15 protein-coding genes are annotated in these 14,546 nt (G+C 73.0%); 1 reads left to right on the forward strand and 14 read right to left on the reverse strand.

Annotation, left to right across the window (positions count from 1 at the left end; genetic code table 11):
• The 13 genes from secD to pgsA form a co-directional block, all read right to left on the reverse strand.
• Positions 1–1,812 (reverse strand): protein translocase subunit SecD, encoded by a 1,812-nt coding sequence (gene secD, locus OH807_RS09955; RefSeq protein WP_406196533.1) that lies wholly within the window; start codon positions 1,810–1,812, stop codon positions 1–3.
• A gap of 148 nt (positions 1,813–1,960) precedes the next feature.
• Positions 1,961–2,362 (reverse strand): preprotein translocase subunit YajC, encoded by a 402-nt coding sequence (gene yajC / locus OH807_RS09960; protein ID WP_406196535.1) that lies wholly within the window; start codon positions 2,360–2,362, stop codon positions 1,961–1,963.
• A 246-nt stretch (positions 2,363–2,608) separates the two neighbouring features.
• Positions 2,609–3,685, reverse strand: a complete 1,077-nt coding sequence (gene ruvB, locus OH807_RS09965) for a Holliday junction branch migration DNA helicase RuvB (protein ID WP_406196537.1) — start codon at positions 3,683–3,685, stop codon at positions 2,609–2,611.
• A gap of 83 nt (positions 3,686–3,768) precedes the next feature.
• On the reverse strand, positions 3,769–4,380 hold the full coding sequence (gene ruvA, locus OH807_RS09970; protein WP_406196541.1) for a Holliday junction branch migration protein RuvA: 612 nt from the start codon (positions 4,378–4,380) through the stop codon (positions 3,769–3,771).
• Complete coding sequence (gene ruvC / locus OH807_RS09975; protein WP_406196544.1) at positions 4,377–4,934, reverse strand: crossover junction endodeoxyribonuclease RuvC; 558 nt, start codon at positions 4,932–4,934, stop codon at positions 4,377–4,379. Before ruvC ends, ruvA begins: the two co-directional genes overlap by 4 nt.
• A gap of 154 nt (positions 4,935–5,088) precedes the next feature.
• The gene (locus OH807_RS09980) at positions 5,089–5,847 is read right to left on the reverse strand and encodes a YebC/PmpR family DNA-binding transcriptional regulator (protein WP_406196547.1); all 759 of its coding nucleotides are present in this window, start codon (positions 5,845–5,847) and stop codon (positions 5,089–5,091) included.
• 123 nt (positions 5,848–5,970) lie between these two features.
• Entirely contained in the window at positions 5,971–6,594 is a 624-nt protein-coding gene (gene pdxT, locus OH807_RS09985) for a pyridoxal 5'-phosphate synthase glutaminase subunit PdxT (protein WP_406196550.1), read from the reverse strand.
• Positions 6,595–6,684: 90 nt separating this feature from the next.
• Complete coding sequence (gene pdxS / locus OH807_RS09990; protein WP_406196552.1) at positions 6,685–7,596, reverse strand: pyridoxal 5'-phosphate synthase lyase subunit PdxS; 912 nt, start codon at positions 7,594–7,596, stop codon at positions 6,685–6,687.
• 159 nt (positions 7,597–7,755) lie between these two features.
• Positions 7,756–8,256, reverse strand: coding sequence for a hypothetical protein (locus tag OH807_RS09995; RefSeq protein WP_406210859.1), 501 nt, complete (start codon positions 8,254–8,256; stop codon positions 7,756–7,758).
• Between the two features lie 74 nt (positions 8,257–8,330).
• The gene (locus OH807_RS10000; protein WP_406196555.1) at positions 8,331–8,696 is read right to left on the reverse strand and encodes a 5-carboxymethyl-2-hydroxymuconate Delta-isomerase; all 366 of its coding nucleotides are present in this window, start codon (positions 8,694–8,696) and stop codon (positions 8,331–8,333) included.
• A 142-nt stretch (positions 8,697–8,838) separates the two neighbouring features.
• On the reverse strand, positions 8,839–10,023 hold the full coding sequence (locus tag OH807_RS10005; RefSeq protein WP_406196558.1) for a glycosyltransferase family 4 protein: 1,185 nt from the start codon (positions 10,021–10,023) through the stop codon (positions 8,839–8,841).
• A gap of 45 nt (positions 10,024–10,068) precedes the next feature.
• Positions 10,069–11,049 (reverse strand): phosphatidylinositol mannoside acyltransferase, encoded by a 981-nt coding sequence (locus OH807_RS10010; protein WP_406196561.1) that lies wholly within the window; start codon positions 11,047–11,049, stop codon positions 10,069–10,071.
• A gap of 16 nt (positions 11,050–11,065) precedes the next feature.
• Positions 11,066–11,713, reverse strand: coding sequence for a phosphatidylinositol phosphate synthase (gene pgsA / locus OH807_RS10015; RefSeq protein ID WP_406196563.1), 648 nt, complete (start codon positions 11,711–11,713; stop codon positions 11,066–11,068).
• 278 nt (positions 11,714–11,991) lie between these two features.
• On the opposite strand from pgsA, the gene OH807_RS10020 reads away from it, so the two are divergent.
• Complete coding sequence (locus OH807_RS10020) at positions 11,992–14,052, forward strand: elongation factor G-like protein EF-G2 (RefSeq protein ID WP_406196566.1); 2,061 nt, start codon at positions 11,992–11,994, stop codon at positions 14,050–14,052.
• Here the strand turns inward: OH807_RS10020 and OH807_RS10025 are convergent.
• On the reverse strand, positions 14,028–14,483 hold the full coding sequence (locus OH807_RS10025; RefSeq protein WP_406196570.1) for a thiol-disulfide oxidoreductase DCC family protein: 456 nt from the start codon (positions 14,481–14,483) through the stop codon (positions 14,028–14,030). The genes OH807_RS10020 and OH807_RS10025 overlap by 25 nt on opposite strands.
• Positions 14,484–14,546: the final 63 nt, after the last annotated feature.

The raw sequence follows: 14,546 nt of genomic DNA on the forward strand, positions 1-14,546 counted from the left end.
TCAGGCCCCCTTCACGGCGGTGGACGAGGGGGTGCGGCGGCGGGTGCTGCGCAGCGGCGGGCGGGCGCCCAGGCGCTTCGGGTCCAGGCCGGACCACGGGTGGCCGTCGGAGAAGAACTTCCGGCGGGCCAGCAGGGTGATCAGCGGCTTGGTGAAGAGGAAGATCACCACGACGTCGAGCGCGGTGGTCAGGCCCAGCGTGAACGCGAAGCCCTGCACCTTGCCGACCGAGACCAGGTAGAGCACCGCGGCACAGAGGAAGGAGACGAAGTCGGACACCAGGATGGTGCGCCGTGCGCGCGGCCAGGCCCGCTGGACCGCCGGACGCAGCAGGGCGCCCTCGCGGACCTCGTCGCGGATGCGCTCGAAGTACACGATGAAGGAGTCCGCGGTGATACCGATCGCCACGATCGCGCCGCAGATGGCCGGCAGGTTCAGCGCGAAGCCGATGCCGGCGCCGAGCAGGCTCATGATCGAGTAGGTCAGGACCGCCGAGACGATCAGACCGGCGATCGAGACCAGGCCGAGGCCGCGGTAGTAGACCAGCGAGTACAGGACCACCAGCAGCATGCCGATGACGCCGGCGATCAGGCCGGCCTGCAGCTGGTCGCCGCCGAGCTGCGGCGAGACGGTGGTCACGTCGTCGGTGGTGAACTCCAGCGGCAGGGCGCCGAAGCTCAGCACGTTGGAGAGGTCCTGCGCCTGGGCCTGGGTGAAGCCGCCCGAGATGACGGCCGCGCCGCCGGGGATGGCTCCGCGCACGTACGGGTGCGAGACGACCTTGCCGTCCAGCACGATCGCGAACTGGTTGCTCGGCGTGGGCTGGGTGGCCAGCTTGCCCGTGATGTCGGTGAAGGCGTCGGTGCCCCTGCCGTTGAACTGGAGCGAGACCTGCCAGCCGCCACCCTGCTGGGTGTCGATGGTGGCCTGCGCCTTGGTGACGTCGGCACCCTTCACCGCGACCGGGCCGAGGGCCAGCTTGTAGTACAGGCCGTTCTCGTCCTTCTGGGTGCAGGCGACGGAGGGCTGGCCCTCGGCCTGCTGGTAGTTCTTGCGCTGCTCGGGCTTGGAGCAGTCCAGGCCGGCGAACGCGGTCGCCAGCTCCGGCGGCACGGTGCCCGTGGTCATCGCGGTGCTGGCGTCCGGCACGGCCGGCGGCGTGGCGGCCGGCGGCGTGGCGGCGGCCGAACCGGTGGCGGCGGCGCTCGGGGCGGCGCTCGCACTTCCGGTGGCGCTCGCGGACGGGGTGGCGTCGGCCGCGAGGGCCTCGCCGACCGCGCGGCCCTGCTTGGTGGCACTGGCGCTCGGGGTACCGGTCGCACCGGGCGCGGCAGCCGTGCCGCCCGCCGAGGGGCTCGCGCTCGGGGCGGCGGTGCCGCTCGCCGAGGGGGCGGTGCTCGGGGCCTCGGCGGAGACGCCGCTCGGGGCGAGGGCGAGGACGGGGCGGAAGTACAGCTGCGCGGTGGTGCCGACCTGGTCGGCCGCGTTCTGCTTGTCACCGCCCTTGGGGATGTTCACGATGATGTTGCGGTCGCCCTGGGTCTGGACCTCCGCTTCGGAGACACCCATCCCGTTGACCCGCTGCTGGATGATCCCGGTGGCGATGTCCATGTTGGACTTGTTGATCGCCTTGGGGTCGGTCGACTTCGCGCTCAGCGTGATGCTGGTGCCGCCGGCGAGGTCGATCCCGAGGCGGGGCTTGGTGTGGCCCGTCCCGAACATGAGGGCGACCAGTCCGACGGTGACCACCAGGATGAGGGCCAGCGCCCGCCCTGGGTAACCGTCGCGCGGGCGCGACTTGGGTGTTGCCACCTTGCTCGTTTCTCCCTGTCCATGCCACCTCCCCTACCGGACCCCCGTCCGGCTCGTGGCTGGACGGGGGACGTGGCGGATCTGCGGCCCTGAGATCCTGTGGGCTCGCGGCACTGCGGCCGCGCGACCGGGCTGGTGCCCGACCGTACTACTTGCTCGCGGGAGCCCCGCCCTCGACGTCGTCCTTGTCGGCGCTGTCCTTGGTCAGCGTCAACGGCTTCTCGTCGACCGGCTCGGCCTCGGCGTCGTCCGCCTCGGCGAGCTCGTCCTCGGCCGGGCGGCCGTTGATGATCGCGTCGTACTCCGCCGGGTCCAGGACGGCCGCGATCGCGCTCTTGGTGAAGTGGGTGACCACGCCCGGCGCGATCTCCAGCTCGACGGTCTCGTCGTTGACCGCCTTCACCTGGGCGTACAGGCCGCCGATGGTGCGCACGCCGGCCCCGGGCTCCAGCGCCGTCTGCATGTGCTGCATCTGCTGCTGGCGCTTCTTCTGCGACCGGAACATCAGCACGATCGCAACGACGGGGAGGAGAAGGATGATGAAGCTCATACAGCCAGGGTCCTTTACGGGCCGCCGGCCGGCGGCCTGTGTGGTATTGGTCGGCCCCGTCAGGTGAGAGGGGCGGTCCGGCGGAGTCTAGGCGACCCCGAACTGATCGGACAACGCCAAGCATCGCATCCAGCCGCCAAAAGTGGCGAGCCTCGGCCTGCACAGTTTCCCCGGACTTCTCCCCCGGCTTCTCCCTGCCGGGCCGCCTCCGCCCGGGTACGCCCCGATCGTCCCGGTGTCACCCGTTCAGCCCTCGTCGGCCGGGAAAAGCTCCGGTCGGGGCGGCACCATGCCCCGAGTGGTCTGGACCGGTGGGACGAGGCCGAGGTGCTGCCAGGCGGCGGCGGTGGCGATCCGGCCGCGCGGGGTGCGGGCGAGCAGGCCCTCGCGGACCAGGAAGGGCTCTGCCACCTCCTCGACCGTCTCGGCCTCCTCCCCCACCGCGACCGCGAGGGTCGACAGGCCGACCGGACCGCCGCCGAACAGCCGCAGCAGCGCGTCCAGCACCGCGCGGTCCAGCCGGTCGAGACCGCGGGCGTCCACCTCGTAGACCTCCAGCGCCCGGGCGGCGATCGCGGGGGTGATCACACCGTCGTGCCGGACCTGCGCGAAGTCCCGGACGCGGCGCAGCAGCCGGTTGGCGATGCGCGGCGTACCCCGGGAGCGGCCGGCGATCTCGGCGGCGCCGGCCGGGTCGATCTCGACGTCCAGCAGCGCGGCCGAGCGGTGCACCACGCGCTGGAGCTCGGCGGGCGCGTAGAACTCCATGTGCCCGGTGAAGCCGAAGCGGTCGCGCAGCGGCGGCGGCAGCAGCCCGGCCCGGGTGGTCGCGCCGACCAGGGTGAACGGCGGCAGCTCCAGCGGGATGGCGGTCGCACCCGGGCCCTTGCCGACGATCACGTCGACCCGGAAGTCCTCCATCGCCATGTAGAGCATCTCCTCGGCGGGCCGGGACATCCGGTGGATCTCGTCGAGGAAGAGCACCTCGCCCTCGGCGAGCGAGGAGAGGATCGCCGCGAGGTCCCCCGCGTGCTGGATGGCCGGGCCGGAGGTGATCCGGATCGGGGCGCCCAGCTCGGCCGCGATGATCATGGAGAGGGTGGTCTTGCCGAGCCCGGGCGGGCCGCTGAGCAGGACGTGGTCCGGTGCGGTGCCGCGCCGGCGGGCCGCCTGGAGCACCAGCGACAGCTGCTCGCGGACCCGCTCCTGGCCGATGAACTCGTCCAGCTGCTTGGGGCGCAGTGCCGCCTCGACCGCCTGGTCCTCGCCGTCGGCGGCGGCCGTCACCAGCCGGTCGCCCGGATCGGCGTCGTACGGGCTCATGCCCCCTCCTCGCTTCGCTCGCTCACGTGGTACCGGCTCCAATGTCGACAGGGTGACAGGTGGTCAGATCGGCGGGGTGACGCTCAGCGGGCCCGGTTCAGGGTCCGCAGGGCCGCCCGGAGCAGCGCGCCGACGTCCGTCGTGGTCTGCGCCTCGGCCTCCGGCGTCACGGCGGTGACCGCCTCGTCCGCCTCGCGCGGCGCGTAACCGAGACCGACCAGCGCGGCGTGCAGCTGCTCGCCCCACGGCGCCGGCCCGGCGGCGACGGGCTTCTGCGCCGGAACACTGCCGTGCGGGGCGCCCAGCTTGTCCTTGTACTCCAGGAGCAGCTTGGCCGCCTTGGCCTTGCCGATACCGGGGACGGCGATCAGCGCCTTCTCGTTCCCCGCGGCGACGGCGGCCCGCAGCTCGTCGGGGCTGTGCACGCCGAGCATGGCCTGGGCCAGGCGCGGTCCGACACCGGGCGCGGCCTGGAGGATCTCGAAGACGGCCCGCTCGTCGTCGTCCGCGAAGCCGTACAGCGTCAGCGAGTCCTCGCGGACCACCAGCGAGGTGGCGAGCCGGGCCGGCTCGCCGAGCCGCAGGCCGGCCGCGGTGTTCGGCGTGCACTGGACGGCCATCCCGACCCCGCCGACCTCGATCACGACGGTGCCGGCGGCGACGGCGGCCACCGGGCCCTGGACGAAGGCGATCATCGGGCTGCTCCTCGGGGGGCTCGGGCGGGGTACGGGGCTCGCGCGGGAGCCTTGGCCAGGGCGGCGGCGATCCGGTCGTTCGCCCCGCCGCGCCAGATGTGGCAGATGGCCAGCGCCAGCGCGTCGGCGGCGTCGGCCGGCTTGGGCGGGGCGTCCAGCCGCAGCAGCCGCTGCACCATGGCGGTGACCTGGGCCTTGTCGGCCCGGCCGGATCCGGTGACGGCGGCCTTGACCTCGCTGGGGGTGTGCAGGGTGACGGGGATGCCGCGCCGGGTCGCGCAGAGCATCGCGACCGCGCTGGCCTGGGCCGTCCCCATCACGGTCCGCACATTGTGCTGGGCGAAGACCCGCTCGACGGCGACCAGGTCCGGCCGGTACTCGTCGAGCCAGGCCTCCATCCCCTGCTCGACCAGGAGCAGCCGCGGCCCGATGTCCGCCTCGGCGGGGGTCCGCACCACGCCCACGCCGGCCATCCGCAGCGGCCGGCCGGGCGCCCCGTCCACCACGCCGATCCCGCACCTGGTCAGCCCCGGGTCCACACCCAGTACCCGCACGTCACGCCCCGCCTCTCGTTGATCCGCCGCTCGCCGCCGGCGCGCCCTCGGCCCCTGGCGGGCGACCAGCGAAGGCTACCGCCCGGGTCGGACAACGCCCCGGACGACACCGGCCCGGCGGTCGCGGGACCACCGGGCCGGGGAGTGACGACGATCACTCGGAGTCGAGCTGCGCCCCGACCTCGTCGCTGATGTCGAAGTTGGCGAAGACGTTCTGCACGTCGTCGCTGTCCTCCAGGGCGTCGATCAGCTTCAGGATCTTGCGGGCGCCGTCGACGTCCAGCTCGACCTGCATGCTCGGGAGGAAGTTCGCCTCGGCCGAGTCGTAGTCGACACCGGCGTCCACCAGCGCGGTGCGGACGGCGACCATCCTGGAGGCCTCGGAGACGATCTCGAAGGACTCGCCGAGGTCGTTGATCTCCTCGGGCTCCTGGTCGAGGACGACCTCGAACAGCTTGTCCTCGTCCACGCCGTCGGCCTTGGGGACGATCACGACGCCCTTGCGGGTGAACAGGTACGAGACCGAGCCCGGGTCGGCCATCGAGCCGCCGTTGCGGGTCATCGCGACGCGCACGTCGGAGGCCGCGCGGTTGCGGTTGTCGGTGAGGCACTCGATCAGGACCGCGACGCCGTTCGGGCCGTAGCCCTCGTACATGATGGTCTGGTAGTCGGCGCCGCCGGCCTCCAGACCGCCACCGCGCTTGACGGCGCGGTTGATGTTGTCGATCGGGACCGAGCTCTTCTTCGCCTTCTGGATGGCGTCGTAGAGCGTCGGGTTGCCGGCCGGGTCGGGTCCGCCGGTGCGCGCCGCCACCTCGATGTTCTTGATCATCTTGGCGAAGAGCTTGCCGCGCTTGGCGTCGATCACGGCCTTCTTGTGCTTGGTGGTAGCCCACTTAGAGTGGCCGGACATCGCCAGCTCCTTTACGTCGCCAAAGGGAAATGAACAGATGGGATCTTACCGGTGCCGTCACCGGTGGAGCGCACACGGTCAGCGTGCGGCGGCGATGAGCCGCTTCGCGCCGGCCGGGCGACGTCAGCGACCGGCCGTGGCCAGGTGCTCCTCGACCATGCGGACGAAGTAACCGTGCACCCGGTGGTCGCCGGTCAGCTCGGGGTGGAACGACGTCGCCAGCAGGTTGCCCTGGCGGACGGCGACGATCCGGCTCTCCGGTCCGTCGGCGGCGGGCAGCTCGGCCAGCACCCGGACGCCCGCGCCCACGGCCTCGACCCAGGGGGCGCGGATGAACACGCCGTGCACCGGCTCGTCCCCGAGGCCCTCGAAGGCGATGCCCGACTCGAAGGACTCGTTCTGGCGGCCGAAGGCGTTGCGGCGCACGGTCATGTCGATGCCGCCGACCGTCTCCTGGTCCTCACGGCCGTCCAGGATCTTGTCCGCCAGCATGATCATTCCCGCGCAGGTCCCGTACACCGGCATCCCGGCGGCGACCCGCTCGCGCAGCGGGTCCATCACACCGAACAGCAGCGCCAGCTTGGACATCGTGGTGGACTCCCCGCCGGGGATCACCAGGGCGTCGATCTCCGCCAGCTCCTCGGCACGGCGCACCGGGCGGGCCAGCGCGTCGGCCTCGGCCAGCGCGACCAGGTGCTCACGGACGTCGCCCTGCAGGGCGAGGACGCCGATGACTGGAGTGGACACTCTTACTACCTCTTCAGACTCTCGTACGGACGACGCACGGCGGCCCGCTGCGCCGATGATCACACCGTGCAGCGGGCCGCCGGACAGGGACTACCAGCCGCGGTTGGCGTAACGCTCGGCCTCGGGCAGGGTGTCGCAGTTGATGCCGACCATGGCCTCGCCCAGGTTGCGGGACGCGTCCGCGATGATCTTCGGGTCGTCGAAGAAGGTGGTGGCCTTGACGATCGCGGCGGCACGCTTGGCCGGGTCGCCCGACTTGAAGATGCCGGAGCCGACGAAGACGCCCTCGGCACCCAGCTGGCGCATCAGCGCGGCGTCGGCCGGGGTGGCCACACCACCGGCGGAGAACAGCACGACCGGCAGCTTGCCGAGCTCGGCGACCTCCTTGACCAGCTCGTAGGGGGCGCGAAGCTCCTTGGCGGCGGCGTACAGCTCGTTGTTGTCGAAGCCGCGCAGCTTGGCGATCTCGTTCTTGATCTGGCGCAGGTGGCGGACGGCCTCGACCACGTTGCCGGTGCCGGCCTCACCCTTGGAGCGGATCATGGCCGCGCCCTCGGCGATGCGGCGCAGGGCCTCGCCCAGGTTGGTGGCACCACAGACGAACGGGGTGGTGAAGGCGAACTTGTCCGAGTGGTTGACCTCGTCGGCCGGGGTCAGCACCTCGGACTCGTCGATGTAGTCGACGCCGAGCGACTGCAGGACCTGGGCCTCGACGAAGTGACCGATCCGGGACTTGGCCATGACCGGGATCGAGACCGCGGCGATGATCTCCTCGATCATGTTCGGGTCCGACATGCGAGCGACGCCGCCGTCCTTGCGGATGTCGGCCGGAACCCGCTCCAGGGCCATGACGGCCACAGCGCCGGCGTCCTCGGCGATCTTCGCCTGCTCGGCGTTGACCACATCCATGATCACACCGCCCTTGAGCTGCTCGGCCATGCCGCGCTTGACCCGGGCGGTACCGATCTGCGGCTGGTCTGCGGTGATGGGGGTGGTGGACACGTGAGACCTCACTCGAAGATGAACCAGTGCTATCGCCCTATGGTAGGCGGAAGAAACGGCCGATCCATGCGCCACCAAGTCCAGGCGGCCGGACGGGATACGACAAACAGGCCGGATCCGGACGGACCGATCCGACGGCCCGGACGGCCCCCGCCGGGCCTACGCGGGGGCGCCCTCGGGAGTCAGCGCAGGCGGGGGCGCGTCGTCCATCTCGAACGCCATCGGGAACGGCGCCTTGCCCGCCAGCCGGAAGTAACGGACCAGCCGGTGCTCCCTGACCGCCCGGGCCGCCCGCACCGCGTCGTTGTGGAAGCGCCGGGCCATCGGCACCCGGCGCACCGCCGCCGTGAGGTCCTTCACCGCCTCCTCGCCGCCCGGCTCGGCCACCAGCACGGCGACCTGCTCCGGCTCGGCCAGCACCGCCCGCAGCGCCATGCTGAGCTGGCTCTCGGCCACCTCGCGCTGCTCGTCGTCGGCCTGCCGGGCGGCGTGCGCCGCGTCCAGCAGCAGGAGGGAGGCCGCCGGGTCGAGCAGCGAGGAGGTGGCCAGCTCGACGGCCACCGACGCCCGGCGGACCAACTGCGCGTCCAGCGCCGCACGGGCGGCGTCGATCCGGGCGTGCAACCGGTCCAGCCGGCCGGCCGTCCAACTCAGGTACATGCCGAACAGCACCACGGCCACGCCGGCCCAGATCCAGGTAGTCACGGGGCGCTACGCTACCGGGTGCCCGCGGTTCAGCCGCCGATGGTCGCGCTGCGGTAGCTGTCCCGGTCGACGTCAGTGACGGTCACCGCCGTGAACAGCCGGGTGCCGGGGGCCGGCACCACCCGCTCGGCCAGCAGCGCCTGCACGGCGTCGCTCAGCGCCGCCTTCGCCTCCGGTGTGCGCCCCGGGAAGATCTGGAACTCCACGTACACCTGGACGTCCGGGCCGGCACTGGCGCCCACCACGAAGTCCTGCACCTCGCGGAAGACCGTCTTGCAGGCCTCCGGGGTGGCGTTGATCGTCTCCACGGTGAGCCGGTTGATGGCCAGGCCCAGCTCACGGCGGTCGAACGCGCCGGCCAGCTCGGGCGAGTAGTCGACGGAGATCTGCGGCATCCGGTGCCTCCAGGGGTCGGTGATCGGTACGGTCCGACAGCCCCCAACCGCGCGGGCGGCCCGATGCTTCCCCCGCCGCGGGGAGCCCGCGGCATCCGGGGGACGGCCGGTGGCGCCGGACGGCTGACGCCGGGACGGGCCGTCAGTCCCGGGCCAGGCCGAACCGCCCGCGCCGGCCGCCCCGCTCGTCCTCCCCGACCACCGCGACGGCGCCCGCCGTCACCGTCTCGTACACCGCCAGGATGTCCGCGCCGACCGTCGACCAGTCGAACCGCCGGACGTGCCGGGAGGCCGCCTTGCGCAGCTCCTCCAGCCGGTCCGGGTCGCCCAGCAGGCGCAGCGCCGTCCGGGCCAGCGCGTCCGCGTCCTCGACCGGGAACAGCTCGCCCGCGTCACCGCCGTCCAGCACCTGCTTGAACGCGTCCAGGTCGCTGGCCAGCACCGGCGCACCCGCCGACATCGCCTCGACCAGGATGATCCCGAAGCTCTCGCCGCCGGTGTTGGGCGCCACGTAGAGGTCGACACTGCGCAGCAGCCGGGCCTTCTCCCGGTCGCTGACCATGCCGAGGAACTCCACCTGCCGGCGGACGTCCGGCGCCAGCCCGGCGACCGCCTCCTCCTCGTCGCCCTTGCCGGCCACCAGCAGCCGCACGCCCGGCCGCTCGGCCAGGATCCGCGGCAGCGCCGCCAGCAGCGTCGGCAGGCCCTTGCGCGGCTCGTTGATCCGGCCGATGAAGCCGATCGTGCCGGGCCCGCCCGAGGCCGCCGAGCCGGTCCAGCGCGGATCCGGCTCGGCCTCGGCGAAGAAGCCGACGTCCACCCCGTTGGGGATCACCACCGCGTCCCCGCCAAGGTGCTCGACCAGGGTGCGCCGGGCGTACTCGCTCACCGCGATCCGGGCGCGCATCTTCTCCAGCCCCGGCTGGAGGATCGGCGAGGCCGCGATCATCGCCCGCGACCGCGGGTTGGAGGTGTGGAAGGTGCCGACCATCGGCCCGGAGGCCGACCAGGCGGCCAGCATCGACAGGCTCGGCGAGGCCGGCTCGTGGACGTGCAGGATGTCGAAGCGGCCGTCGTTCAGCCACCTGCGCACCCGGGCCGCGGACAGGATGCCGAAGCTCAGCCGCGCGACCGACCCGTTGTACGGGACGGCCACCGCCCGCCCGGCCGAGACCACGTACGGCGGCAGCGCCTCGTCGTCCTCCGCGGGCGCCAGCACCGACACCTCGTGGCCGAGGCCGATCAGGTGCTCGGCCAGGTCCCGGATGTGGAACTGCACCCCGCCGGGGACGTCCCAGTCGTACGGGCAGACGATGCCGATCTTCACGGGTTCCTCATGTCTTCTCTGGAACGGGCCTCACGCAGGGGCGGGTCAGGGCCCGGAGGCCTCGGTGGCGGGCTCGCCGGCGCGCTCCGCGTCGGGGCGGGCGGCGGAGGCCGCGGCCGCCGCCGGTTCCGCCGGTTCACGGACCGGCAGATCGGCCAGCCAGAACCGCTGCAGCATGTGCCAGTCCTCGGGGTGCTCGCGGATCCCCCGCTCCCAGACGTCCGCCATCGCCTGCACCATCACCCCGGTCTTCTCCTTGCGCTCCCCCTCCGCCGGGACGAGCACCTCCGGGTGGATCCGGGCCCGCAGCACCGGGCCGTCGTACCACATCGTGACCGGCAGCAGTGCCGCCCCGGTCCGCTGGCAGAGCGCCGCGGGGCCGGCCGGCATCCGGGTCGCCTCACCGAAGAAGGTGACCTCGATCCCCGCCTCCGAGAGGTCGCGGTCGCCCACCAGGCAGACCAGCCGGCCCGCGCGGAGCCGCTGGGCCAGCGTGGCGACCACACTGGAACTGCTGCCGGTCAGCGCGAGCACCTCCATGCCCAGGCTCTCCCGGAACGCCACGAACCGGTCGAACAGCCGCTCCGGCTTCAACCGCTCGGCGACCGTCGTGAACGGGTAGCCCTCCAGCGCCACCCAGGCGCCCGCGAGGTCCCAGTTGCCCGAGTGCGGCAGCGTTATCACCGCGCCGCGCCCGGACTCCATCGCCTCCCGCAGGTGCTCGAAGCCCTCCACCCGGCAGTCCCGGGCCACCCGCTCCCGGCTCCACACCGACAGCCGGAACGACTCCATCCAGTACCGCAGGTACGAGCGCATCCCGGCCCGCGACAGCTCCCGCAGGCCGGCCTCGTCCAGCTCCGGGCGGACCCGCCGGAGGTTGGCCTCCAGTTGCAGCACCCGCTTGCCGCGCTTGCGCCACGCGAAGTCGGCGATCCCGTCGAACAGGCCGCGCGCGGCCGGCTCGGGCAGGTGCTTCAACGCCGCCCAGCCCAGCGCGTACGCCGAGTACACCAGTCGGTCCTTCACCGCAGGCCCGCCCCCTTCAGCTTCCGGCCGCCAGTCGGTCGGCCTCGAACGCCTCCCGGCGGACCGTCACCATCCGCTGGACCACCGTCACCAGACTGCCCGCCGCCACCAGCCACAGGGCCACCGGCAGCAGCCACTCCACGTACGGCACGCCGAACGTGTGCAGACCGGCCACCCCGGCCGCGACCAGGCTGATCACCAGCCGCTCGGCCCGCTCCACCAGCCCGGACACGTCGCAGGGCAGACCCTGGCTCTCCGCCCGCGCCTTGGTGTACGACACCACCAGACCGCTCGCCAGGCAGACGATCGCCACCGCGCAGAGCAGGTTGTTGTCCCCCTGGCCCGCGTACCACATGGCCAGACCGCCGAAGATCGCCGCGTCGGCCACCCGGTCCAGCGTGGAGTCCAGGAAGGCCCCCCACTTGCTCGTCCGGCCCAGCTGCCGGGCCATGTTCCCGTCCACCAGGTCCGAGAAGATGAACAGCGTGATCGTGATGGTGCCCCAGAAGAACTCCCCGCGCGGGAAGAACACCAGCGCGCCCGCCACCGAACCGGCGGTACCGATCAGCGTCACGGCGTCCGGGCTCACGCCCAGCCGGATCAGGAACGCGGCAAACGGGGTCAGGACACGTGTGAAGAAGGCACGCGCGTATTTGTTGAGCATGGCCTTCCCGACCGCTCCGATCTCCCTGGTACCCGCCTGCCGCGGAGTGCGCGGCAGACGACCGGCTGGATCAGCCCATCCGGCGCACCCATCGTAGCCACGCCGACGACACGCTCGGACGCACCGCACCGCCCGCCGGCCCCCACGGCCCGCCCGCCCGGCACCACCGGCACGCGGACGCATACGCACGGTCACCGCCCACCGCCACGACACGCGCCCTTCCGAACTCCGCCCCTAGACTTTTCCCGACAGCCTCGGCGCTACGGGAGGAGACCCCGATGCCCGACCGCAGCACCGCACGAGCCGGCCAGGCGCCCGCCGTCACCGGCCCGGGCCACCTGCGCAACGTCGTCCTCATCGGCTGCAGCGGCGTGGGCAAGACCACCCTCGCCGAATCCCTCGCCCTCGCCGCCGGCGCCATCGGGCGCCCCGGCCGGGTCACCGACGGCAACACCGTCTCCGACCACGAGGAGATCGAGCAGCACCAGCAGCGCTCCGTCCAGCTCTCGCTGCTGCCCCTCGAATGGAACGGCGTCAAGATCAACCTGCTCGACCCGCCGGGCCACCCCGACTTCACCGCCGACCTCCGGGCCGCGCTGCACGCCGCCGACGCCGCCGTCTTCGTCGTCTCCGCCACCGACCCGGTCACCCTCCCCACCCGCGCACTCTGGCGCGCGTGCGCCGCCGAGGGCATCCCGCGCGCCGTCGCCGTCGCCAAGCTCGACATCGCCCGCAGCAGCTTCGACGACATCCTCGCCGCCTGCCACGACGCCTTCGGCCTGGGCCCGGACACCCTGCGCCCGCTCTACCTCCCCGTCCGCCACGACGGCCGGCCCGACGGCAGCGTCGACCTGCTCACCGGCCACACCTACGGACAGGCCGACCCGCTGCCGGACACCGGCCCCGCCCGGGAGAGCCTGGTCGAGGCCATCTCCGGCCAGGACGACGCCCTCATGGAGCGCTACCTCACCGGCGACCCCCTGGACACCGACTCCCTCGAAGCCGGAATGCGCCGCGAGGTCCTCGCCTGCACCCTCCACCCCGCCGTCGCCACCAGCGACAACGGCCTCGGCGCCACCGAACTCCTCGACCTCGTCACCACCACCTTCCCGGCCCCCACCGAACGCACCCGGCCCGGCCCCGAGTGCGACCCCGACGCCCCGCTCGCCGCCCAGGTCGTCCGCGTCACCGGCGACGCCTACGTCGGCCGGATCAGCCTGCTGCGCCTCTACGCCGGCACCCTGCGCCCGGACACCCGGATCCACCTCACCGGCCCCGACCACCCCGCCGACCAGGACGCCGACGAACGCGTCACCGGCCTCACCAGCCCGTTCGGCAAGCTCCAGCGCAGCGTCCCGCACGCCCTCGCCGGGGACTTCGTCTGCGCCGCCAAGCTCACCGGCGCCCGCGCCGGGGACACCGTCCACGAACCCGGCCGCCCGGTGAAGCTCGACGGCTGGACGCTGCCCGAGGCACTGCTGCCGATCGCCGTCGAGGCCCACAGCAAGGCCGACGACGACAAGCTCTCGCAGGCCCTCGCCCGGCTCGTCGCCGAGGACCCGGCCCTGCGCCTGGAACAGAACCCGCACACGCACCAGCTGGTCCTCTGGTGCACCGGCGAGGCCCACGCCGAGGTCGTCCTCGACCGCCTCCGCAGCCGGCACAACGTCCACGTCGACACCGTCGAGCCCAGGGTCGCCCTCCGCGAGACCTTCGGCACCGCCGCCGCCGGCCACGGCCGGCTGGTCAAGCAGTCCGGCGGGCACGGCCAGTACGCCATCTGCGAGCTGGAGGTCGAACCGCTCCCGGCCGGCGCCGGCTTCGAGTTCCGGGAGCACGTGGTCGGCGGCGCCGTCCCCAAGCACTTCATCCCCTCCGTCGAGAAGGGCGTCCGCGCCCAGCTCTCCAAGGGCGTCGCCACCGGCCACCCGCTCGTCGACGTCCGGGTCACGCTCACCGACGGCAAGGCGCACTCCGTCGACTCCTCCGACTCCGCCTTCCAGAACGCCGCCGCCCTCGCGCTGCGCGACGCCGCCGGGAACGCCGTCATCCGGCTGCTCGAACCCGTCGCCGCCGTCGGCGTCCTGCTCCCCGACGACTACCTCGGGGCCGTCCTCTCCGACCTCTCGGCCCGCCGCGGCCGCGTCCTCGGCACCGAGACCGGCAGCCCGGGCCTCACCCTGCTGCGCGCCGAAGTGCCCGAGCTCGAACTCGTCCGCTACCCCGTCGACCTGCGCTCACTGACCCACGGCACGGCCGAGTTCTCCCGCGCCTACGTGCGCCACGAACCCATGCCGGCCGCACTCGCCGCCCGCTACACCGAGGACGAGGCCCGCTGAGCCTGCGGCAGCGAGCAGGCCGGCGTCCCGCCCGGCATCCGGTGCCGGTTCTTCGACACCCAGCGGTAGACCACGGCCGCCACCGGCCGCACCGGCGCCAGCGCCAGCACGCCACCCAGGTACGCCCACGCCCCGCCCGAGCGCATCAGCAGCCGCGCCACCGCCTGCGCGCCGCCGTACACGCGGCCGGCCGGCGTCACCCAGAGCACCTCGTGCTCGGCCCGCTCCCAGGAGACCTCCCCGTGCCCGCCGGCCCGGGCGTCCAGCTCCGCCAGGTCGGCGAACTGGAACGGCACCGCCTCCCAGCCCCCGGAGGCCAGCGTCTGTCGCAGGTAGCGCTCCGCCCAACCCACACAGGTCGTGCAGAACGCGCAGTCACCGTCGAAGACCAGCACCGGATCCTTCACCGCAGCTCCCTCGGATCGCTCCATGCGCCCATCGTGCACCATTGCGCCCCGCCCGCCCGGGCCTGGGGGCGTCGCCACCGCGAAAGC

This window comes from Kitasatospora sp. NBC_01560 (genome assembly GCF_045208415.1).
Lineage (GTDB): Bacteria > Actinomycetota > Actinomycetes > Streptomycetales > Streptomycetaceae > Kitasatospora.